The following is a 23,015-nucleotide window of genomic DNA, read 5'->3' on the forward strand; positions in this document are numbered from 1 at the left end:
TAAAGGTTGTTTCCGGACTGTGTTGTCGTAGAAACAACCTTTATTATTTAATACATAAAATATGAACACTAGAAAATATTTATATATCGTTGCTTTTATTTTTTTATTTGCCAATATATCGTTTGCAGCCAAATGGAAGGCTAAACATGTCATATTGATCGGCCTCGACGGCTGGGGAGCCTATAGCGTGGAGAAAGCGGAAATGCCTACGGTTAAGAAACTGATGGCGGATGGTTCCTATACGTTGAAGAAAAGAAGTGTACTGCCATCTTCCAGTGCAGTGAACTGGGCTTCCATGTTTATGGGGGCAGGTCCTGAATTACACGGGTATACGGAATGGGGGTCGAGAACACCGGAACTTCCTTCGCGGGTATTGGGTAAAGACGGTATTTTCCCGACTGTATTTGGCCTGTTGCGCGAATCGGAACCGAAGGCTGAGATCGGTTGTGTCTGCGAATGGAAAGGGATCCGTTATGTAGTGGATACCCTGGCTCTGAATTACGACAAGCATGTGGCCGAGGCTTCAAAAGAACCTGATGCTACGGTTCGTTATGCTGTCGATTATATCCAATCGGCTAAGCCGAACCTGTGTGCGGTCATTTTTGATAACCCGGATCATATCGGGCATGCGGACGGACACGACACTCCGGAATATTATAATATGCTGAAAGTATTGGATGGTTATATCGCTCGGATCGTAGAAGCTGTAAAAAATGCCGGTATGTTGGATGATACGATCTTTATTGTTACTTCCGACCACGGGGGAATCAATAAAGGACATGGTGGTAAGACGATGCAGGAAATGGAAACCGCTTTCATTATTTCCGGAAAAGGAATCAAGAAAGGCTATGAATTTTCTGAAAGCATGATGCAGTTTGACACGGCGGCCACTATCGCTCATATCTTCAATCTGAAACAGCCGCAGGTATGGATCGGTCGTCCGATGTTACAGGTATTTAAGTAATAAGGAAAAGATACAGGTAAGAAAAGAAAAATGAATAATCATATAAAAATAGCTTTAGCATTGCTGCCGGTACCTTTGTGCCAGACGGTAGCTAAAGAAAACAAGACTACCCGCCCGAATATCGTTATTATTTACTGTGACGATATGGGGTATGGGGATATAGGTGTGATGGGGCATCCGGATATAAAGACTCCTAATCTGGACCGGATGGCTCTGGACGGTATGCGCTTTACGAACTATTACAGTGCATCCCCGGCTTCAACAGCAAGTCGTTATTCTTTGTTAACCGGACGTTATCCGGTGCGTGCCGGTTTCCGGTGGGTATTGAGCCCGGATGCTGAAAAAGGCATTCATCCTCGGGAACTGACGATGGCCGAATTGCTGAAAGAGCAGGGATATGCTACGGCTATCTATGGTAAATGGCATCTGGGAAGTACGAAGAAGGAATATTTGCCTTTGCAGAACGGCTTTGATGAATATGTAGGTCTTCCGTACAGCAATGATATGATCCCCCCGAAATATCCGGATATAGCTTTGATGTGTGGAAATGATACGCTCAAAATGAATCCCGACCAGTCGGAACTGACGGCGCTTTACACGGAAAAAGCGATATCGTTCATTAAAAAGCATAAGAAAGAAAACTTCTTTGTCTATGTCCCTTATGCAATGCCTCATGTTCCGTTATATCCCGGAAAAGCCTTTATCGGTAAATCCAAGAGGGGTACTTACGGCGATGCGGTGGAAGAGATCGACTGGGGAGTAGGGGAGATTTTGTCTGCTCTCAGGAAAGAAGGTCTTGATAAGAATACGATCGTTTGGTTTATGAGCGATAACGGGCCCTGGCTGCCCCGGAACGAGGAAGGCGGATCGGCCGGTATCTTCCGCGATGGTAAAGGCAGTACTTGGGAAGGTGGTGTCCGTGTACCATGTTTCGTTAGCTGGGCGGGCCATCTCAACGGCCAGGTCAATGAAGAGGTCATTACTTCCATGGATGTTTTTGCAACTTCCGTATGGATGGGCGGTGCAAAAATTCCGACAGACCGGGTCATCGACGGAAAGAATGTAGCCTCTTACCTGGGATACGAAGGTGTAGCTCCGAAACCGGAAACGCCATTCTTCTATTTTGGTATCGACCATCAGTTGATGGCGGTACGGAAAGGCAAATGGAAGTTGCATGTGAAAACATACAGCCAGTTGGGACTGGATTATTTTAAGGGCGAATTGCCTTTATTGTTTAACATAAATGCCGATCCTTCGGAGAAATATAATCTGGTTACCAAATATCCGGATATAGTAAAGGAATTGACGGCCCTGATAGAAGAAAAGCTGGAAGAAGTTAAAACAACCGGCGACTTTTTCAGTAATAACTAAGTATTATTTATACAAGATAAAAGCTGCCAGCAACAGGCTTATGGACATATCCGCATGTTTGCTGAAATAGGCTTTTATAAATTTGAGCGCCTCTGAAATATGCTCCTGTACGGTATTGACCGAAATACCTAATTCGGCGGCAATTTCCTTATGAGACATACTTTCGATGCGGCTCATGTTGAATATCTTCCGGCGTTGCGGGGGAAGCTGGCTGATTGCATTCTGAAGGATCACCTGATATTCAGTGTAGATTATTTTGGAATCGATCGCTTCTTCCTCCGTAACTTTTTGTGTGGCAAGTATTTCTTTTACCTTTTCATCGATATCGATATCCCGGAAATAATTAAGTATCCTGTTGCGTGCCATTGTATAGAGGAACGATGAAAAAGAGAGGTCCGGGTTGATGAAGTTACGTGATTCCCAGATACGGATAAATATTTCCTGAACGATATCGCTGGCTTCTTCTTTTGATTTGAGTAAATGGAGGCAGAAGTAATACAGTTTGTCTTTATAGCGCACATATAGCTCACTGAAAGCCGCTTCATTATTTCGGGTGAGTAAGATAGCTAATTCCGTGTCTGTTTTTTCTTTGATCCTCATGTGTACGATTACATAGTTTGGAACAATATTACAGATTTTTGATGAGAAAAAGAAATTCCCGGTAGAATAACTGGAAATAACAGCTCCACCGGGAATTGGTATGATTGTTTTTTGTTAAAACAGTTTTTCAGGATATTCACCTGCATCGACCAATGCCTGGATCTTATCGACAACTTCCTGACGGTCTTCCGGATAAGTAACGCCGAACCATTTGCTGTTCGTATCCAATACTTTTACAGTAGCCGTATCGGTGCTGATCAGCTTATCGACCATCAAAGGAATGAAAAATTCGCTTTTCAGATTTTCCATATTCTTCGGATCGCTCAGGAACACTTTGAAGAAATCTTTGCTGTAAGCGAAATAGTCGGGTGTGAAGCCCCAGAAGTTCATACTTACCGGAGTTGTGTCGGGAGTAGCCACCCATTCGCCGTCGTCGCCGATGTATTTAACTTCACCGTCCAGACGCTGGATCTTGGTGCGTTCGACAACGGAAGTCAACAACTCGTTTTCGTTTGTGCTGCAAATACCACGGGATACGGTACCGCTTTCGCTCAACGTATTTCCTACGCGGAAACCGACCATTGCATACGTGTTTTCAGAACCGTCAGGCAGTGCTGAAAGGAATTTGCCCATTACCTGGAAAGAATCGCGGCCATAGAAGTCGTCACAGTTGATTACGGCGAACGGTTCCTTGATCACGTCGGCACCCATCATAACGGCATGGTTCGTACCCCATGGTTTTGTGCGTTCTGCCGGGCAGGTAAATCCTTCGGGAAGATTATCGATAGCCTGGAATACTAATTCGCAAGGAATATGACCTTCATATTTAGAAATGATCTTATCACGAAAATCTTGTTCAAAATCTTTACGGATAACAAAGACGAGCTTTCCGAAACCGGCTTGAATAGCATCGTAGATTGAATAATCCATGATTGTTTCCCCGTTAGGACCCAGTCCGTCCAACTGTTTCAAACCTCCGTAGCGGCTACCCATACCGGCAGCCAGTAGAAATAATGTAGGTTTCATAATTCTTTTATTTTAATTAGATAGTGTATTTTTCATTCTGCTGGCAAAGGTAGAAAACTATTGATAATTGACAATTCACATTTGGAATTAATTTCATCTTATCAGGCAGAAACAGAATCTCGATTATTTCACTTCCAGAACCACAATCGATTTGGCTGGCATACTGATCTTCAGCTGACCTTTTTCCACTTTTGCACCGTTGAAAGCTACCGGTTTTACGAGATCGGGCTTTTCAAAAGTGTTGTGGTCGTTGATGGAAGGTGAGGTGAGGATACGGCCGTTCACACCGGTTATTTTTTGTCCTTGCAGGTCGAGGGTGATGTTTTGTGTGTTGTCTGTATCTACGTTTGCCAATGTGATGTGGATCACTCCGCTTTTGTCCCTGGAGGCGGAAGCACTCAGCATCGGAACTTCCCGGTTGTCACGTACCAGGGCCTTGTCGCAGATCAGGTCCATCGGAAGGAATGTGGCATCCTGATGCACTTTATACATTTCGAAGACATGGTACGTCGGAGTCAGCATCATTTTCGGACCGTTGGTCAGGATCATGGACTGAAGTACATTTACGATCTGGGCGATATTGGTCATTTTCAGACGGTCGGTGTATTTATGGAATACATTTAGGGAGAGGGCGGCAACGAAAGCATCCCGCATTGTGTTTTGCTGGTAAAGGTGACCATTGATAGTTCCCGGTTCTTCGTCCCACCAGGTACCCCATTCGTCGAGCATCAGGGCTACGTTCTTTTTCGGATCGTATTTGTCCATGATGGTGATGTGTTTTTTGATAACATCTTCTATTTCGAGGCATTTGCCCATCGTCCAGTAATAATCATCTTTGTTGAAGTCGGTAGCGGATCCTTTGCTACCACTCCATCCGGTCACAGTGTAATAGTGCAAGGAAAGTCCATCCATGCGACCACCTACGTTTTTCATCAGAGTCTCCGTCCAGTTGTAATCGTAATCGCTGGCACCGCTGGCGATCTTGAATAAACGGTTGCCATCGTAATTACGGCAATAAGTCGAGTAGCGGCGGTAGAGGTCAGCATAATATTCCGGACGCATACTACCTCCGCAACCCCAACTCTCGTTGCCGACACCGATAAACTTTACGTTCCATGCCTTATCGCGGCCATTTTGCCGACGCAGGCGTGCCATTGGGCTGTCGCCTTCCGAGGTCATATATTCGATCCATTTAGCCATTTCCTCCACAGTTCCGCTTCCTACATTGGCACTGACATAAGGCTCACAACCCAATAGTTCACAGAGGTTCAGGAATTCGTGGGTACCGAAACTGTTGTCTTCGATTGTTCCTCCCCAGTTGTTGTTTACCATCTTAGGGCGGTTTTCTTTAGGGCCGATGCCGTCCATCCAGTGGTATTCGTCGGCAAAACATCCACCCGGCCAGCGCAAGTTGGGAATATGCAATTCTTTTAATGCCTGCAATACGTCGTTGCGGTAACCTTGTGTATTGGGGATATCCGACTCCGGACCGACCCAGAGGCCACCATAGATACAAGTTCCGAGGTGTTCGGCAAACTGGCCGTAGATATGTTTACTGATCTGTTGTGTACCCTGTTGGGGATATACACGGATACTGGCATCTTTCTGGGCGAACAGGGGGAGTGCCAGAAAAGCAAGGGCACTAATGATTAACTTTTTCATGATATTTTTTTTGAGATTAGTATTCGTCTATTTTTCGGGAGTTAATTTGTATAATACGGATGCATGTGGCTGAAGGCTGCAACTGATCTTGTCTCCTTTTTGATCGACCTCTTTATCGCTCCACATTTCCGTTACGCGGCAATTTTCGATACCCAGGTCTTTAAGAGGTATGTCGATAACGGATATACCTTCATCGTTGAGGTTGAACAATGCCAGGTACACTTCACCGGTTTTTTCGTTTCCGGAAGTGATAGCTGCTTTCCCGTCCTGCTGGAAAAGCTGGCGTACATCCGTCCCTTCTCGGTGCATTCTGAGCACTTCTTTATTTGTCAACAAGGAAAGGGTAAACTCGTCGTTGCTGGGCAGGTCGCCACCGAACATCAACGGGGAACGGAAGATACAGAACAGGTTCATTAAAGTATATTGTTCGTCGTGGGTCAGGCGGGTCATACGGTCTTCCCCCCGTTCTCCGCGGATAGAGATACGTCCGAGCGGGATCATATCGCAATCAGGCCAAGTACCCGGGGCAATATACGGATACCATTTCCGGGCTACATCGAACAGGTGGGTGATATGAGGCCAGGTATCCCAAACATCGTCTACCATACGCCACATATTCGCATGGCTGCGTACGTGGTCTGCGTTGGTAATCGGAGTTTCGCCTGGGGAAGTGCTCAATACGATCGGCCGTCCGCAATGGTCGATGGCGTTTCGTATTAACTCGATTTCGCCGAGGTGGTAGGGGCGCGACAGATCGTCTATCTTGATAAAGTCCACTCCCCAGGATGCATAAAGTTCGAAGATGGAATTATAATATTCCTGTGCACCCGGCTTATCGGCAACGACCGTGTAGTTATCTCTCAGCCATTCGCATTGCAGTTCCGGCGAATAGATCTGATCGGCAGTGATCCCGTCGGCACCTTTTATCGGCAGTTTCTTTTCGACGGCCACTTTCGGAATGCCGCGCATAATATGTATACCGAATTTCAAACCTTTGCCATGTACGTAATCTGCCAATTCCTTGAAACCTTTTCCATCTTTAGCGGATGGGAAACGGTTTACGGCCGGCTGGTAACGTCCGTATTCATCCAATACATAACGGGGATCGGTCTGATTGTAACCGCCTGCCTTGTCGTTTTCCACGAACCAGCGGATATCTACTACTATATATTCCCAGCCGTATTCTTTCAGCTTGTCGGCCATATAGTCGGCATTCGCCTTCACTTCGTGTTCTTCCACTGTCGGGCCATAACAATCCCAACTGTTCCAACCCATAGGAGGAGTTTGTGCCCATTCTTTAAATTCGCCGGCTTTGAACGGTTCGGGCTGACTTGTTTCTTTTTTCTGTGCGCAAGAGCTGCATAGAACGGTCGCTGCGACCCATAATAATAACTGTTTTTTCATGATATACTGTTGTGATTTTTTATTATGTGTCAAAAATACGTTATATTTTTTGTTTCGCAGTACCACTAATTCGTCAAAAAGGGCGTATTTTGAGCCAAAACCCTACGAATTATTGTTTTTTATACAAATATTCCTTGAAACCGACAAAAAAAGGCCGGCTCAAAAATTTCTGTAATGAAACAGTGATGAGTCGGCCTTTTATTATTTTATTCGATCACCGGGCGATCGTCGGGATCGGGTTCCGGTGTGGGATCGGGTTTGGGAGTCGGATCGACGGGGATATCGGGTTTCGTTCCGGCTTTGCGGCGTGAGAGGGTTTCGGAGAACTGCACGATCAATGCGTTGACGTTGTCGATCAGGCCGGCCAGCTTCGTTGCCTGGGCGGCATCGTGGGTAATCGTTTCGTTCACCAGCCAGAGGGCATTGACAGCCTTCACGATTGCGCGGTAGGCATCGTCCACCTGCGAGCGGACGGCTTTCAGGCTGTCGTTGCTGACACGTCCGAGTTTGACGTCGGAACGGTTCACATACAATTCATTGAACTCATTATTCGCTTGTTTCAATAGGGGAAGCACGTCGGTAAGGCCCAGGGCGGTGATATACGCCTGGTTGGCTTCACTTTCCAGTACCTGGAGGCAGTTGGTCACTTGCGCCGTGTTTTCGGCTGCCGGTTTCGAGGCTGCATCTTTGTAAGGTCTCATCTCGAACTCGATCTTTTGCGCTGCGGTCTTTTTTTCCGGCACCGGGCTGTAGAGCATGGCGGCGACCATTTGTTTGATGTAGATGTAAAGATCGTCGCGTTCGCGGTCTTTTTCGTTCATGGCCTGTGTTTCTTCGTAAGCGCGGGCCTGTAGATAGAGGTCGTCTTCGCGTTTGAAAAGGTCTGCATAGGTTTTCTGGAGGCTTTCGATCTTCAACTCGGTGGCCAGGGCGGGGGTGGCGAAGGTGAGGACGTTGGCGTGGAACTGGAAATGCTCGGCGTTGCGGGCGTTGTTCAAGTTGGTAGTAACAATTTCCTTCATGGCATTTTTTTTATAAGGTTTATACTAAAAAAATCGATCAGATAGTTCTGAAAGTACCCTGTCGTGAAAAAAATATTTTCAGAAAGCTCTGAAAGTACTTTTTCAATCAAAAAACAAAATCAGAATACTCTGAAACAACTAAATTGACAGAAATATAAAATCAGAAGGTTCTGAATTCATTTTTTGAAGAAAAAAACGTTTTCAGAACCTTCTGAAAACATCAAATCATCAAAACAGAGCTATCAGAGAGTTCTGATAGGCCAAATGTAGTCTTTTAAAAGTGTTTTACCTAGCGTCTCGTCCTGAATTTCAAAAAATAAACTGCTCTATCCTCGCGAACCGGGCAGTTTTCAACAAATTAATATGCCCTACTTAAAGCATATGAAATCTGATGTACCTATCATCGATCTCTATTTCCCCTTTCAAAAATTAGTAGGAGATGTGTTTTTGGGTTCTAAAATCATGTTTAGGCTTTGGTTTTACAAAGGTCGGTGATTTTCTGTTCTCTGAAAAAAACATTTGCTCATAAAATATGCGGCGCATTGCATATTTTATGCAGTTTTCTTTCTGTCCTGGACAGATACTTAATTGTTTGTCCTTATATTTGTCTTCAATAAAATAAATAAGGTATGGAAAAAGATGCAGAACTGAAAAGAAGCAAAAATGTAAACGAGGGTGCGAATGTCCGGAAATTACGCCAGATATTAGGTATCAAGCAGAGTGCTTTTGCTGAAAAGTTGGGAATAGACCAATCGGCCGTTTCCCGTCTGGAAAGTCGCCGGGTGATCGAAGAGGATACGTTGCTGAAAATAGCTAATATATTTAATGTATCTCCTAAAATTATTCAGGAACTGGAGGAGAACCCGCTGTCGGTGGTGGTTGAGAATACAATATTCGAAAGTGGAAGTTCTAATAATGGAACAGTTGGATATAATGAGAAAATAGAGAACACTATCCATCCTTTCGAAAAAATCATAGAATTAAACAAGCAAACGACTGAACTTTACGAGCGCATGGTAGCCCTCGAAAAAGAGAAATCAGCCTTGCTGGAACAGTTGTTGAAGGAAAAGCAAGGATAATATAGAAGTAATTGAACCTACTTTTGGCTTGATCCAAAAGTAGTCAAAAGATCAAGGCTGCACCTGCCTCGCTACTTCGCATCCTACGTTCGCTGTCGCCTCCGAACTCGCTTCGCTCAAACAGCGGATGCTCCGGCCGCTCTCTCCGGCTGCTGCGTTTAACGCTCGCCAGCTGAGGCCTTTCCTAGGAAGCTTTGCTTCCTCTTTGGATTGCCGATACCGTCTGTTAAAGTCGAAAACTTCTGTTGTATTATAAAGGTGTCGGTATCGGCCATCCCAAAAGAACGCTTGGCGTTCTCTAAAAGGCCTTCGGCGGGTGAGCGTCCGCGAAGGGGAAAGACGAAGCGTTAGGGAGGCTGCGCTGTTTGAGCGAAGCGAGTTCGCAGACGACAGCGGAGTCTTTCACCGTAGCAGCGAAGCCGGTGCAGCCTTGAACTTTTGGTTACTTTTCTTTCAAGAGAAAAGTAACATTCAAATCTGTCAATAACTGAAATATTAATATAGGGTAAGGGCAGAAACAAAATCAGCCAGATTGTTATAGATTAAAAACAATCTGGCTGATTTAATTTAATGAGCAATAATAAATAACAATTCGTTATTTTCGATACCCTGTTTTAATACTTAAACGGTGTCATCCTCGTATACGCCTTGTAATCTTTGATCATTCCCGGGTATCCTTCTTCGGCACGGGGCAGGTAGCGGAAACCCGAAACTGTTACGGTTTCACGTAAATCGATCACCACCTGATGCGGGTATTTAGCCCCTCTGGCCGTGCTCCAATAGGTCGACTCCTGCAAATCATAAATTTTATCGGCTGTGAAGTTTCCTCCGTATGTCTCTTCGCTGTCCGCGTAACCGATCTGCCAATGCTGGCGTCCGAGCGGATTGCCGTTTTCGTCGAGCAGATAGAATTCAGCGATGGCAGCCGTATTTCCTCCATCCTGTGCATTCAATGCTTCCAGGCAGAAGTGACGGGCCTCGACTGGTACATCGAACCTGACTTCCTGCCAGCCGTTGCCGGCCTTTAACGAACCCTGTCCGACAGGTTTCTCATTTTTCAGGTCCAGATTCTGGCCTTCTTTGCGGTTGGTGAGCGGTGCTTCGGCACGCAACAGATCCAGAATCGGTTGGTTGAGTCCTTTGATCGTTGCCTTTTCCGGGCCTTTCAGGTCGAGAACGATGATTTCGTTTTCCCCTTTCTTCAACCAGCAGCCGGGCATGAACAGTGTTTGCTGCGGACCGATTTCCCAGAAACGTCCCATGGCTTTGCCGTTTACCCAAACCATACCTTTTCCCCAAGTTTGCATATCGAGGAATACATCACCGGGAGTTTCGAGGTTGAAGGTTGCACGGTAATAAGCCGGGCCTTCTGCTTTTTTTCCGGTTGCGAACTTTTTGTCTTTTACGAAAGAATAGTCAACCGGGAGATTGTATACCTGCCAGTCTTTCAACTCGTCGGAAGACGATTCGGTGATAAGAGCTACTTTTTTGGTGATCCCTTTCCTGTCGTGGATGGCTTTGTCGAAGTTGACACGTCCCATCGCTTCGATCAGGATGTCCAGTTGTGAACCGGCTGCTGCTGCGGGTAACTTAATCGTATTTTCTCCGCGGCGGCGATCCAGACGGCCGATCAGTTTACCGTCGATGAAAACCTGTGCCCAGTCATGTACTTCGTCGATCAGCAGTGTTGTACCCGCTTTTACAGCCGGAAGAGTGGTACGATACAGGATACTTCCCCATCCTTGGTCGAACTGTTCCATCGGCTTGATGTCGTGGCTGGTCTTCGGTTCCGGCAGGTTGTCGAACAATAAGGCTGTTTCTTTTAATTCGAATTCGGGGATTTCAATGACAGGGAAAGCCTCCGGTATGTCGGCCATCACTTCGCCCGGTTCCATATAACCGGCCATGAACTCGCGTAGTTTGTAATACTTCGGAGTGGTCCATCCGGCTTCACTGATAGGAGCATCATAATCGTATGAGCTGCACATTGCCGAATAAGCCGGGCTGTTTGCACCGCCCCAGTGTCCGAAGGTGGTACCTCCGTGAGTCATATAAAGGGAGAAAGAAATGTTACGGTCGAGCATATCTTTCAGGCCGGCGATCATTGTCTCCGCATCCCGTGTCTCATGCTTGCGTCCCCAATGGTCGAACCATCCGCTCCAGAATTCGCTACACATCAGCGGGGTGTTCGGACGGACCTCTTTCAGCTTTTTGAATTGTTCGTCTATATTGGCTCCCGTGCCGAAATTCACCGTCCATACCAGGTCGTCGAGCGCGTTGTTGAGGAAGTTGGAACTCCAGTCGCACTGGAACAGCGGAACATCCGTGAATCCGGCTTCCCTCAGGATGTCCCGGTTCTTGGCAATATATTCCTTGTCCGTAGCATACGAACCGTATTCGTTTTCCACCTGTACCATAATAATGTTACCGCCACGGGTAATCTGCAGGTCTGCCACTTGTTTTCCGATCTCATTCATATAGATACGGGTACGTTCTATGAAATAAGGATCGTTCGTGCGAAGCTGGATATCTTCTTTTTTCAACAGCCACCAGGGGAGTCCGCCCATTTCCCATTCGGAGCAAACGTATGGGCCGGGACGTAGCATGATATACATATCGTATTTCTGTGCCAGCCGGCAGAATGCGGCGATGTCGTTTTGTCCGGTGAAATCGAATTCACCCGGTTTCTGTTCATGAATATTCCAGAATGCATAGATGCAGATCGTGTTCATGCCAAGGGCCTTACACATCTGGATACGATGTTCCCAATATTCCACGGGGATACGTGTGTAATGGATTTCGGCAGCTTTTATAACAAAAGGCTTGCCGTTTAACAGAAATGTTTTGTCACCTATCTCAAAGGTTCCTTCATTTCCGGATTGATTCTTGCAGCCTGTCAATACGCAAATCAACAGGGCCATCAGAATTGTTACGATCTTCATTGAGTAATTCATGATAAAAATTAAGTTTATAACTGTTTTCGGACGATAAAAGTACATAAATTAATATAGGATAGAGGTATAATAATCGGTCATATTAGGGTAAAAAAGGTTCCTTTTAGCTGTTTTTATATACCTTTGCGGCATAATTCAAGTAAACGTTGAACAAAAATGAGAAAGTTAATGGTAATTCCGTTGGTTGCTGCCGGTATGGTTGCAATGTCGGGTTGCAGTAAATCACCTGTGAAGGAAACTGCAAAAGTAGACGCCATCGATCTGGCTAATCTGGACACAACTGTAGCGCCCGGAACTGATTTTTATCAGTATGCCTGTGGTGGATGGATAGAAAAAAATCCTCTGAAACCGGAGTATTCACGTTTTGGCACATTCGACCAACTGCGTGACAATAATCAGGAACAACTTCGTTCGCTTATCGATGAACTGGGAAGCACTCCCCAGGAGGCCGGAAGCGTGGCTCAAAAGATCGGTTCCCTGTATGAAATGGGATTGGATAGTGTGAAGCTGAACAAGGAAGGTATGGCTCCTATAAAAGATCAGCTGGAAGCCATCCAACGACTGGGAACGAAAGCCGATGTAGCCAGGATGGTTGCCGTTTTGCATAAGGAGGGGATGGCCCCGTTCTTTGCCCTTTTCGTAGATGCCGACGAAAAGAACAGTTCGATGAATATCGTACAACTCTACCAGGCGGGTATCGGCATGGGCGACCGCGATTATTATCTGCTGGATGATGAAGCGACAATGAAAATGCGTGATGCTTACAAGCAATATATCAATCACCTGTTTACGCTGACCGGAGCATCCCCCGAACAGGCAGAAGCTGCTGTAAATGCAGTAATGAAGGTTGAAACGGGTATCGCTGAAATCTCTTTCAGCCGTGAAGACCTGCGTGACAGCCAGAAGAATTACAACAAGATCAAGCTGAGTGAGTTCAAAGCCAAAAACAACCCGATCGACTGGGATGTCTATTTTGAAAGCATGGGCCTGATGGAAATCGAATACCTGGATGCCAAACAACTTCCGTTCTATGACGCATTGGGAGAGTTTATGAAAAATGTTTCTATCGACGAACAGAAATACTACCTTGCATTTAACCTGCTCGATGCCGCTGCTCCTTACCTGAGTGACGACTTTGTAGCGACGCAATTTGACTTCTACGGAAAGACAATGTCCGGAAAACAAGAACAACAGCCTCGCTGGAAACGTTCCCTGTCTACTGTGAACGGTGCTTTGGGAGAAGCTGTCGGCCAGATGTATGTGGCTAAATATTTCCCGGCTTCTTCGAAGGAAAAGATGCTGACACTGGTAGGTAATTTGCAGAAAGCGTTATCCGAACGTATCGCCGGCCTTGAATGGATGAGCGAAGCAACGAAGGCAAAGGCGCAGGAAAAACTTTCTGCCTTTATCGTAAAGATCGGTTATCCTGATAAATGGCGCGATTATAGTGCACTGGAAATCAAAGACGATTCTTACTGGGCAAACGTATGCCGCTCGAATATCTTCGAGATGGACTATATGCTGGCACAGGCCGGAAAACCGGTCGACCGCTCTCGTTGGGGAATGACTCCGCAGACAGTGAATGCCTATTATAACCCTACGACGAACGAGATCTGTTTCCCCGCTGCCATTTTGCAACCTCCTTTCTTCAACCCGGATGCAGACGATGCAGTAAACTATGGAGCTATCGGTGTCGTGATCGGTCATGAAATGACTCACGGTTTCGACGACCAGGGACGTAACTATGATAAAGACGGTAACCTGAGCGATTGGTGGACTCCGGAAGACGCTGCTCTTTTCACTGAACGTGCCGACCGCTTGGTTCAGCAGTACGACGATATCATCGTAGTAGACAGCGTACATGCCAACGGACGTTACACATTGGGTGAAAACATTGCCGACCAGGGCGGTTTGCTGGTATCTCACTTGGCTTACCTCAATTCGTTGAACGGAAAAACACCGGCTCCGATAGACGGTTTCACTAACGAACAACGTTTCTACCTCGGATATGCAACCCTTTGGGGACAGAACATCCGTCCGGAAGAAATCCTGCGCCTGACAAAAATCGACCCGCATTCATTGGGTAAATGGCGTGTCAATGCCGCCCTCCGCAATATCGACACATTCTATACCGCTTTCGATATCAAAGAAGGCGATCCGATGTACATGATGCCTGCCGACCGGGTAGTGATTTGGTAATGTTGGAATACAGATAGTATATATATAATGTATAAAGCGGGATAGTCGTTACGATTATCCCGCTTTTTATACCTGAAATAGTTGTTCAGGCAAATATAAATTTCAAAAGGAACAGGGCTGCCAGTATATACATGGTAATACTTATATCCTTGTGTTTTCCGCAAAACATCTTGACCAGTACATAGCAAAGTAGTCCCAGTACCATCCCGTCTGCGATAGAGTAGGTGAGTACCATCATGATAATGGTAATGAAAGCCGGGAGCGCTTCGGAGATATCATCCATATCTATTTTGGATACCGAGTCCATCATAAACACCCCGACAAGCACTAAAGCCCCGCTTGTTGCCGCACTGGGAATAAGCAGGAACAACGGAGCAAAGAACAAAGCCAGGATAAACAGCAGTCCTGTTACCAGGGAAGTAAAGCCGGAACGCCCTCCTTCAGCAATGCCCGAAGCACTTTCTACATACGTGGTAATGGTCGAGCTGCCCATCATCGCCCCGATCGTAGTACCTATCGCGTCAGACATCATCGCCTCTTTCACATGCGGAATATGCCCGTCTTTCCCCATGATACCGGTTTTGGAGGCCAAGCCCACCAGTGTCCCTACCGTATCGAATATATTCATAAATAATAAGGTGAAAATCACGACTGCCATATCCAAAGTAAAGAACTCGGTGAAATCGAATTTGCAGAAAGTCGGCTCTATCGAATGAGGCATGGAGACTGGAAGAAAACCTTCCGGTATTTCCGTTACTCCCAGCGGTATCCCGGCCAACGTACAAATCAGGATACTGTAAAATAAAGCACCCTTCACCTTCTTTACAACCAGGATTCCGCTCAGTAGGATACCCGCCATTGCCAGGACGGAAGACGGCGTGAACTCCCCGAACATAACGAACGTTGCCGGGTTCGGGGCAATGATCCCTGCATTCTTCAACCCTATAAAAGCAATAAACATACCGATCCCGGCCGAGATGGCATATCGCAGGTTCATCGGGATGCTGTTAAGAATGATCTCCCGGATGTTCAGGAAAGTGATCAGGATAAATATTACCCCTTCGACAAACATCGCCGTCATTGCCGTTTGCCAGGAATACCCCATTCCCTGCACCAGGGTAAAAGCGAAAAAGGCATTTAACGCCATACTCGGTGCTTGGGCAAACGGAAGTTTGGCCATAAATGCCAGCAAGAAAGTCGCAATAGCGGAAGCCAGTGCCGTTGCTGTGAAGACAGCCCCCTTGTCCATTCCGGTAGTGCCCAGGATAGAAGGGTTGACGGCTAGTATATAACTCATTGTCAGGAAGGTCGTTATTCCTGCGATCACTTCCGTTCGGATTGTCATGGTCTGTTTGTCAAACCCCAATAGTTTTTGTATCATATATTTTGGATTAATCGAATGTCCACTTTATCGCCAGCGTCGGAATGGTATAAAAACCGTTGCGGCCACCGAAGTTATGACTCAGTTCCACTTCACTTCCGACACTCAGCTTGAACTTATCATCAACACCTTTCAGCTTGTTTAAATTCACCCATATCTGTGGTTCGGAAAGGAAAATGAAGTTCCCGTGGTCGTTTTTCTCCCGCCACCAGTCGGCAAACCCACTGAATGTGCACAATCCGTTTTTAGCAAAATGAATATACCAGGTACCTGTCAATTGGAAATTGTTCGGGCTGCGGTGTTTCTGGATATATTTGTACATGGGAGTAAAAGTAAATCCTTTGGAGAAGTCCTTATTATTATATGTATAGGTGAAACCACCGAGGTAAGCGTTATTATAAGAAGCCCCCTTCATCAGTCCCCCGTTATATTCTATATGTATGGAGAAGGGTGGTTGCCAGAATTTCAGTTCACGGGCGATTTCCCAATAGGCCGAAGCGACGCCCTCTTTTTTATAATCCATATCTACAAAGAAGTAAGTGCTTCCCCATTTATCGACCCTGAACATTTCGACGGTAGAGGTCAGAGCCGGACGGCCGTCGAGGTCTTTGTCATAAAGAGCTCCGCCAAAATCATAATGTAACTGGATATTTTGCGCTTTCCCGCATAGAGTAGTGGCCAGTAGGATAATGGCCAGAGTAAAGATCTTTTTCATACCGATCGTTTCATATGGTTTATTGTTAGGAAAGCCGCAAAGATATAAAAAAAGCAGGACTTCCCAGAAGGTCCTGCCTTGTATTATCTTATATCAAATCACGTAGTAACCATGCCAGGTAACACAGGTAGATAACAAGTAAGACCCACCCTTCGGCCCGCGATATCTTTTGTCCGGTTTTTACAACCGGCAATAGGATCACTGTTAGACCGAGCATGACCAGCAGGTCGATATAGTTTACGTTTTTGGCTACGATCGGATTGATTATCGAACTTGTTCCCGCTATTGCAAGGATATTGAACAAATTCGACCCTACGATATTACCGATCGCAATATCCTGGTTTTTCTTCAGGGCGGCAACGACAGAGGTGGCCAATTCCGGCAGGCTTGTCCCTGCGGCAACCAACGTAAGGCCGATAACAGCCTCGCTAACTCCCAGTTCCTGTGCTATCGATACGGCATTGTCGACCATTAAATGAGAAGCAAAGATAAGGATTACCAGTCCGCCGAGGATATACAAAACATCCTTATACCAGGGATCAGGTTGTTTTTCCAGTTCACCTTTGTTTTCTTCCACTTTTTTCTCATACTTGCGCGAGTAATAGAGGCTAAAAGCCGTATAAATAATGATACCGGCAAGGAATAGAGATCCTTCCAGGCGGTTTAAAGTGCCGTTCCAGAAAAGAACAGTAAGTAAAACGGTCGACAGGATTAAAAGAGGAATATCTATTCTGGTCAGTTGGCGTTTGGCTTGCAGAGGATGGATGATGGCAGAGATACCGAGAATGACGGCGATATTGAATATGTTCGACCCCACAATATTACCGATGGCAATATCTCCCTGTCCGGTTAAAGAGGCGTTAATACTGACAACCAGTTCCGGAGCACTGGTACCGAATGCTACAATGGTAAGCCCTATGACCAGATTCGATACATTTGCTTTTAGGGCGATCTCCGCACTTCCCCTTACTAACCAGCCTGCCCCGATATAAAGGGCAAACAATGAAAGAACTAATAATGTTACACTTGTTATCATGGCTGCAAATTTACTAATCTTTTTATTACAATGTCCGGCTTCCTGCTGCCCGACAATCGTGAGATTGCCGTAGCCAAGTAAACAGCAAGTTATTTTTTAGGCAGAAAAACGTACCTCGGATAACCCCAGGAATCGCTCCGGAGTAACAACAGGAAGCATATCAGACATTTCAGTTAGGGTTGTTAGGAATATTCGTATTAGTGATTTAATATTCGTATTCTTCTTTTGGCTGTTTAGCATCTATACGCATCTGTATACCGCGCAGCACAACCATAATAACTGTAATCAGTCCGAGAATCCCCATTGTTACATCCTTTGCAACAATATTCTCAAAATCCGTAGTACCGATCAGTACTAAAATGATAAACGACAACATCATGGTTGCATCTACTAAATCTTTATTTATCTTCATTTTATTAACTTTTTAATTATGATTATTGTTCAAATTCGGTATTATTCTTTTTCGTCGATAGCGGCTTCTTCCGTAGAACCCGAGCCGCTCAGTCCCTTCATTATACCATATAATCCATAACCCAGAGCTCCCATTACAACGAGCAACTTCAGATAATCGTTAGGTATAATCGAGCTACAAGCCAATACACAACCAACAATAGTTATAATAACAGAAAGATAAATACGACTCTTATTTGATTTTTTAGTTGACATAATACTTTGATTTTTAAATGGATAAATATAAAATTGCTTTTTCGGACTGTTTCGTAGTAGCCGATAGTAACTCTCTATCCCCTCTTGAGAGGGGGCAGGGGGGGTGAAATTACGTTACTCCCGTCGCTCTATAAGCCGAACGGTCTAAATACGATTAGACGGAGTTATCCCATAAAAATCAAATAATAAGCTTCCGCAGGACAAACACATGTTGTGCCATACGGCAAAGAAGAGTGGAAAGATTTATGGTTTGACATTCTGATACATCTAGTGAGATTTTGCGTAACGTATTCATTTCTTTCAGGCGGATATCCTGAAGAACCTTTTCTGCTATTTTCAGCGTACGCAAATTTAATGTATTATTAGTCGATTGAACCGTTCTGCGTGCAGTGAGTCCATTGCTTCCCTTCAAGTCCGTACTTAACACGGTCAGGAAGTATTGCATATCCGCAGAACCTTTTTCCTTCATAATAGCCTCCTTTTTCAACACAACGATATCGTTGCTCTCTGTCTCCTCCTGAGGAGAAAAAAGCAAAATGCCGAAAAGCAGAGTCAGTATGAACAAAATATTTTTCATGCCGCAAAGATATACGAATTCTTATGAAAAAAACAAATGATTGTGCTTTTTGTTTATACTTTTGTCCGTTAATTGTGAACGCGAAGAAATGAAAGAAGAGAAGAACCTTTTGAAATCATGGTTGGAAGCCGCCCGCCCCAAGACGCTGCCGGCATCATTGAGTCCGGTGTTATTAGCTTGTGTTTTAGCCTGGTGTGAAGGCGTATTTAGGTTGATACCCGCTATTTTGTGTTTTGGAGTCGCTTTGCTGGCACAAATAGCCAGTAATTTTGCCAACGATTACTTTGATTTTAAGAAAGGAGCCGACAAGGAAGACCGTCTGGGGCCGGAGCGGGCAGTAGCCCAGGGATGGATTACCCCCAAGGCTATGTCGCAGGCTACCTTCCTTACATTAGCTCTGTCGTGCCTGTGTGGCTGCATGCTTCTGTTCTATGCCGGCTGGGAACTGATACCCGTCGGGATCGCTATTGCCCTTTGCGTATTGGCTTATTCTGCCGGACCCTTTCCATTGGCTTATAACGGGTTGGGGGATGTCTGCGTGGTGTTGTTCTATGGCATTATCCCGGTATGCTTCACCTATTATGTGCAGGCGCTCTCATTCTCGACCCTGTCCTTTCTACTGTCCTTGTCGGTCGGATTGCTTTCTACGAATATCCTGGTCGTGAATAATTACCGCGACTATGTACAAGATAAAGCCGCACATAAACGGACTACGATCGTGCTTTTCGGTCGTGGCTTCGGTCGTATCTTCTACCTGTTGAACGGTGTTGTTGCGCTTTTGCTCGCCATGCCCCTGATATTCGATGCCCCTTGGTGGATACTGTTTCTTTTCGGAGCTTTTTTCACCCTCTTTTATACTACTTGGCGCGAACTTTACCGCTTTGAAGGCCGCGAACTCAACCGGACACTGGCCCATACCGCCCGCAATGTCTTTTTCTTCACCCTCTTATTGTCTGTACTGCTAATCGCATTAACGACAGGTTTATAGCTGTAACTTCCTGTGTCGTATATTTGTTCATTTGAATCATTAAATGAATAAGTATGACACAGAATGTTTTCGATTACATGACAACGTTGGTCGTTCGTAAACGAAAGGCCGGCAAGGAAAGTACAGCCGATCTTTACCGGGCCGTATGCAACCGCCTGCACTCTTTTATGCAAGGGAAAACCTTGTATTTTAGAGGGATTACCGGAGAATTGGTCAATGAATTTGCCGGGTGGCTGCGTAGCGGAGGACTTGCCGTGAATACCGTCAACAGCTATCTGAGCAGCCTGCCTGCCATCTACCATGCCGCCCTGCGCGAAGAGTTGTTTAAGACGGATAGAGACCCCTTCTTCAACCTGCATCTGCGGCGGGAAGAGACGCCGAAACGGGCACTTAAAGCCGATGTTATCCATGAAATGATGCAGGTCGACCTGTCCGGATCGTTGCCCCCACCGCTTTGCCCTCGATCTTTTTATCTTTTCTTTCCTCGCCTGCGGTATGCCTTTTATCGACCTCGCTTACCTGACACGTAAGAACATCGTGGGAAATGAAATCGTCTACCACCGGCATAAGACGGGAACACTGGTACGGGTAGGCATAACCGGAGCGATGCGTATATTATTGGCGAGGTACGAGCGAAAAGGCTCGAACTATCTGTTCCCCATCCTGAAAGAAGGGAAAGATTCGCATTCTGCCTATAAGGCGGCTTTGTTTACCTACAATACATTGTTGAAAGAGATTGGCGAACTGCTTCACCTGCCTGGAAAACTCACTTCGTATGTGGCGCGCCATTCGTGGGCAACGGAAGCTCTCCGGCAAAATACCCCGGTGGCTGTCATCTGCCAGGCATTGGGGCATACATCTGAGAAGACAACCCGTATCTATCTGGACCAACTTGACCAGTCAACGTTGAATGAGGCAAATGAAAAGATTACGAAAGAAATTAGTGAACTGGTTCTGAGAAGTGCCTGAGATACCTTATTTACGAAATAAGGTTTGTCGGTGGTCGTATTATTCTTAAAGTTCAAGCAAAGATTGTTTATCAAAGCGTCTTGTGAGGACAAAGATAAAGAATAAAACTTAAGAATGCTCAAATATTATCTCTTTTCTGGGATATGAATTTATCCCGGCTTATTTGTCATGCCCTTATATGATGTAATTATAACCTTTTTTATAGTTTAAACAGGTTGTTTTGCTAAAATATATTAACGGAGGTGAATTTTGAATATACCGCTCCGGGATGCCAGTGGAATTAACATCCTTTTAGGAATTACTTGGATAAAATGTAGCCTTATATTGGCTGTTTAGTGCATCTGAGAGTATCTAAACTCCCCTCTTGAGAGGGGGTAGGGGGTGTGTCACCTGCTTACCGTCATGACAGACTTAATCTATCCAACTATCCTGATTACTGTCTTTTGACTTAGTATGAAATAGCAATCAAGGCCATTGTATAACAGTGGTTTAGGAATCTTCTTTGTCTTCCGGGTATGAATATAACACACCCCCTGCCCCCTCTCAAGAGGGGAAAGGTTACTCCCGACACTATAAAAAAATAGGATATAGTTCCTGCTTTCCCCCAACATGTCAAATCCGTTCCGATCCCGCAAGGGATAGCGTTCTTTGACATGTTGGGGTTTAGAATAAATATTACTATATTTGTAAGTCTAAAATTGATGTTTTATGAAACGTCCTGAAATAGTAAAAGCAATAAAGAAAGTATTGAAACAGGTAGCTCCCGATGCTACTGCAATACTTTATGGCAGTGAAGCACGTGGTGACGCACGTCCTGATAGCGATATTGACTTGCTGATACTGGTAGACAAGGAACGTATTTCATTAGAAGACGAAATGCGTATCATGGAACCAATATATGAGATCGAACTTCAGTCCGGTGTTCAAATCAATCCTTTTTTCGAAACACTAAAGAAATGGGGTAAGCGCATTACTCCTTTTTATCTGAATGTAATGAAGGAAGGAGTCGCTTTATGAACGACGAACTTAGAAAAGAGATTATTCTGTATCGTATGGAGTCCGCCGAAGCATTACTAAAGGAAATAGATAGCCATATCAATAATGGTTTTTATAATACGGCTGTCAACCGGATGTATTATGCTTGCTTTTACTCCGTAAGTGCTTTATTACTTCATCATCTGGTAGATGGTGTTAAAACACATGAAGGTATCCGACAAATGTTCGGAAAGCACTTCATCACCACAGGTCTATTACCTAAAGATTTTGGGAAGTTTTATACAATTCTGTTTGCAAGACGAAGTGCAGCCGATTATGAAGATTTTTTGAACTATGACGAACAATCTGCCAGGGAATTGCAACCTCAAACAAAAGCCTTTATAAAAGCTATACATGATCTGATAAATAAGTAATATCTTATCAAACTTTTCCCCCAACATGTCAATTTCGTTCCGATCCCGCAAGGGATAGCGTTCTTTGACATGTTGGGGTTTAGAAGAAAAAATAGTGGGTCCAATAGGATAATGTGCCAATTGTTTTTGAAAGAATGGAGGGATTTGCTTTGTATTTAGTATTAATATTCTTATTTTTGTGACATCAAAATCAGAATACTTATGGCACTAACAATTAGAGCAATTCCCACTCTCACGGGACAAGCGGCTATCGATTTCGAAAAGAAAGCGAGGGAGGCCGAGAAAAAACGAGGTTCTGTCGATTTCTCCGAACAAAAAAAGATAGCGAAAGAGATTTTGGCAAAAGTAAAGTTATAACAACATTTAAAACTTGACTATGAAAATGGAATTCCTGAATAATAACTGTTTTTTCTCTGTATTGAATGCAGAAACCTTATCGGATGCAGCCTCTTTTGGCTGTGGAGATACTTCTACCTAATGCACGAAGAAAGAGAGTAGCACGAAATATTCCGCATATAAAAGAACATAAAAGTTATCCTGCTGTATTAATCGGACGTTGGGGAGTAAATGTAAACTTTCAATCGCATCATATTGGTTGCGAATTGATGGATTTTATAAAATCTTGGTTTGTTGATCTGCTTAATAAAATGGGATGTCGTTTTATTGTTGTTGATGCTTACAACAATGAAAAAACAATAGCTTATTATAAAAAGAATAATTTTGAACTGGTCTTTAGCTCAGAAGATCAGGAAGCCGGTATATTAAGCCATGTCGATGAAAAGCTGAATACAAGATTCATGTTTTTTGATCTGATAACTGTTTGTTGAATAAAAATACATTTCTTCTAAACCCCTCATCATCTGAACGTGAAGTGCACCCCAAAAGTTAGACATAAAACTTTAGGGGTGCATTTTTTATGTATAGACATCACAGTTTTGAAGAGAAACTAAACATTGTAACGAAAATTCAGCATGGTATTCCTCTTGGGCGATT

23 protein-coding genes are annotated in these 23,015 nt (G+C 44.8%); 11 read left to right on the top strand and 12 right to left on the bottom strand.

Annotated features, from left to right (window positions below; all coding sequences use genetic code 11):
* Positions 1-61 precede the first annotated feature (61 nt).
* Both M1P97_RS23985 and M1P97_RS23990 read left to right on the top strand, forming a co-directional pair.
* Positions 62-964, top strand: a complete 903-nt coding sequence (locus M1P97_RS23985) for an alkaline phosphatase (RefSeq protein WP_249390410.1) — start codon at positions 62-64, stop codon at positions 962-964.
* A gap of 30 nt (positions 965-994) precedes the next feature.
* A complete protein-coding gene (locus tag M1P97_RS23990; protein WP_249390411.1) occupies positions 995-2,335 on the top strand; it encodes a sulfatase family protein in 1,341 nt (446 codons plus the stop codon).
* 3 nt (positions 2,336-2,338) lie between these two features.
* Here M1P97_RS23990 and M1P97_RS23995 read toward each other — a convergent pair whose 3' ends face one another.
* The 5 genes from M1P97_RS23995 to M1P97_RS24015 all read right to left on the bottom strand — a co-directional run bounded on the left by M1P97_RS23995 (position 2,339) and on the right by M1P97_RS24015 (position 8,049).
* Positions 2,339-2,935 (bottom strand): RNA polymerase sigma-70 factor, encoded by a 597-nt coding sequence (locus tag M1P97_RS23995; RefSeq protein ID WP_195372054.1) that lies wholly within the window; start codon positions 2,933-2,935, stop codon positions 2,339-2,341.
* Between the two features lie 114 nt (positions 2,936-3,049).
* Positions 3,050-3,961 carry a glycosyltransferase family protein gene (locus M1P97_RS24000; protein ID WP_195372055.1) on the bottom strand — a complete coding sequence of 304 codons (912 nt, stop codon included), beginning with the start codon at positions 3,959-3,961 and terminating at the stop codon, positions 3,050-3,052.
* A gap of 123 nt (positions 3,962-4,084) precedes the next feature.
* Complete coding sequence (locus M1P97_RS24005; protein ID WP_249390412.1) at positions 4,085-5,623, bottom strand: alpha-N-arabinofuranosidase; 1,539 nt, start codon at positions 5,621-5,623, stop codon at positions 4,085-4,087.
* Positions 5,624-5,650: 27 nt separating this feature from the next.
* Entirely contained in the window at positions 5,651-7,027 is a 1,377-nt protein-coding gene (locus M1P97_RS24010) for a glycoside hydrolase family 27 protein (protein ID WP_249390413.1), read from the bottom strand.
* 206 nt (positions 7,028-7,233) lie between these two features.
* A complete protein-coding gene (locus tag M1P97_RS24015; protein ID WP_249390414.1) occupies positions 7,234-8,049 on the bottom strand; it encodes a DUF6261 family protein in 816 nt (271 codons plus the stop codon).
* 629 nt (positions 8,050-8,678) lie between these two features.
* Here M1P97_RS24015 and M1P97_RS24020 point away from each other — a divergent pair.
* On the top strand, positions 8,679-9,128 hold the full coding sequence (locus M1P97_RS24020) for a helix-turn-helix domain-containing protein (RefSeq protein WP_249390415.1): 450 nt from the start codon (positions 8,679-8,681) through the stop codon (positions 9,126-9,128).
* 614 nt (positions 9,129-9,742) lie between these two features.
* Here the strand turns inward: M1P97_RS24020 and M1P97_RS24025 are convergent.
* Positions 9,743-12,082 (bottom strand): beta-galactosidase, encoded by a 2,340-nt coding sequence (locus M1P97_RS24025; RefSeq protein WP_249390416.1) that lies wholly within the window; start codon positions 12,080-12,082, stop codon positions 9,743-9,745.
* A gap of 156 nt (positions 12,083-12,238) precedes the next feature.
* On the opposite strand from M1P97_RS24025, the gene M1P97_RS24030 reads away from it, so the two are divergent.
* Positions 12,239-14,281 carry a M13 family metallopeptidase gene (locus tag M1P97_RS24030; RefSeq protein WP_195372060.1) on the top strand — a complete coding sequence of 681 codons (2,043 nt, stop codon included), beginning with the start codon at positions 12,239-12,241 and terminating at the stop codon, positions 14,279-14,281.
* Between the two features lie 85 nt (positions 14,282-14,366).
* On the opposite strand, the gene M1P97_RS24035 is transcribed toward M1P97_RS24030, so the two are convergent.
* The 6 genes from M1P97_RS24035 to M1P97_RS24060 form a co-directional block, all read right to left on the bottom strand.
* Positions 14,367-15,662, bottom strand: a complete 1,296-nt coding sequence (locus tag M1P97_RS24035) for an NCS2 family permease (protein WP_249390417.1) — start codon at positions 15,660-15,662, stop codon at positions 14,367-14,369.
* 10 nt (positions 15,663-15,672) lie between these two features.
* Positions 15,673-16,377, bottom strand: a complete 705-nt coding sequence (locus tag M1P97_RS24040; RefSeq protein WP_195372062.1) for a nucleoside-specific channel-forming Tsx family protein — start codon at positions 16,375-16,377, stop codon at positions 15,673-15,675.
* Positions 16,378-16,465: 88 nt separating this feature from the next.
* A complete protein-coding gene (locus tag M1P97_RS24045; protein ID WP_195372063.1) occupies positions 16,466-17,413 on the bottom strand; it encodes a calcium/sodium antiporter in 948 nt (315 codons plus the stop codon).
* 205 nt (positions 17,414-17,618) lie between these two features.
* A complete protein-coding gene (locus M1P97_RS24050; RefSeq protein ID WP_195372064.1) occupies positions 17,619-17,825 on the bottom strand; it encodes a hypothetical protein in 207 nt (68 codons plus the stop codon).
* Between the two features lie 41 nt (positions 17,826-17,866).
* Positions 17,867-18,079 carry a hypothetical protein gene (locus M1P97_RS24055; protein WP_195372065.1) on the bottom strand — a complete coding sequence of 71 codons (213 nt, stop codon included), beginning with the start codon at positions 18,077-18,079 and terminating at the stop codon, positions 17,867-17,869.
* Positions 18,080-18,257: 178 nt separating this feature from the next.
* Positions 18,258-18,656, bottom strand: coding sequence for a hypothetical protein (locus tag M1P97_RS24060; protein ID WP_195372066.1), 399 nt, complete (start codon positions 18,654-18,656; stop codon positions 18,258-18,260).
* 88 nt (positions 18,657-18,744) lie between these two features.
* On the opposite strand from M1P97_RS24060, the gene menA reads away from it, so the two are divergent.
* The 7 genes from menA to M1P97_RS24095 all read left to right on the top strand — a co-directional run bounded on the left by menA (position 18,745) and on the right by M1P97_RS24095 (position 22,849).
* Entirely contained in the window at positions 18,745-19,644 is a 900-nt protein-coding gene (gene menA / locus M1P97_RS24065; RefSeq protein WP_249390418.1) for a 1,4-dihydroxy-2-naphthoate octaprenyltransferase, read from the top strand.
* 53 nt (positions 19,645-19,697) lie between these two features.
* Positions 19,698-20,174 carry a phage integrase SAM-like domain-containing protein gene (locus tag M1P97_RS24070; RefSeq protein WP_249390419.1) on the top strand — a complete coding sequence of 159 codons (477 nt, stop codon included), beginning with the start codon at positions 19,698-19,700 and terminating at the stop codon, positions 20,172-20,174.
* Positions 20,140-20,613 carry a tyrosine-type recombinase/integrase gene (locus M1P97_RS24075; protein WP_229058424.1) on the top strand — a complete coding sequence of 158 codons (474 nt, stop codon included), beginning with the start codon at positions 20,140-20,142 and terminating at the stop codon, positions 20,611-20,613. The genes M1P97_RS24070 and M1P97_RS24075 overlap by 35 nt, the downstream gene beginning before the upstream one ends.
* A gap of 708 nt (positions 20,614-21,321) precedes the next feature.
* On the top strand, positions 21,322-21,630 hold the full coding sequence (locus tag M1P97_RS24080; protein WP_195372068.1) for a nucleotidyltransferase domain-containing protein: 309 nt from the start codon (positions 21,322-21,324) through the stop codon (positions 21,628-21,630).
* Entirely contained in the window at positions 21,627-22,022 is a 396-nt protein-coding gene (locus M1P97_RS24085; protein WP_249390420.1) for a HEPN domain-containing protein, read from the top strand. Before M1P97_RS24080 ends, M1P97_RS24085 begins: the two co-directional genes overlap by 4 nt.
* Positions 22,023-22,223: 201 nt before the next feature.
* Positions 22,224-22,379: a hypothetical protein gene (locus M1P97_RS24090; protein ID WP_195372070.1), complete on the top strand. Its 156-nt coding sequence runs from the start codon at positions 22,224-22,226 to the stop codon at positions 22,377-22,379.
* A gap of 65 nt (positions 22,380-22,444) precedes the next feature.
* Entirely contained in the window at positions 22,445-22,849 is a 405-nt protein-coding gene (locus M1P97_RS24095) for a hypothetical protein (RefSeq protein ID WP_249390421.1), read from the top strand.
* Positions 22,850-23,015 lie beyond the last annotated feature (166 nt).

This window comes from Parabacteroides leei (assembly GCF_023369805.1).
Taxonomy (GTDB): domain Bacteria; phylum Bacteroidota; class Bacteroidia; order Bacteroidales; family Tannerellaceae; genus Parabacteroides; species Parabacteroides leei.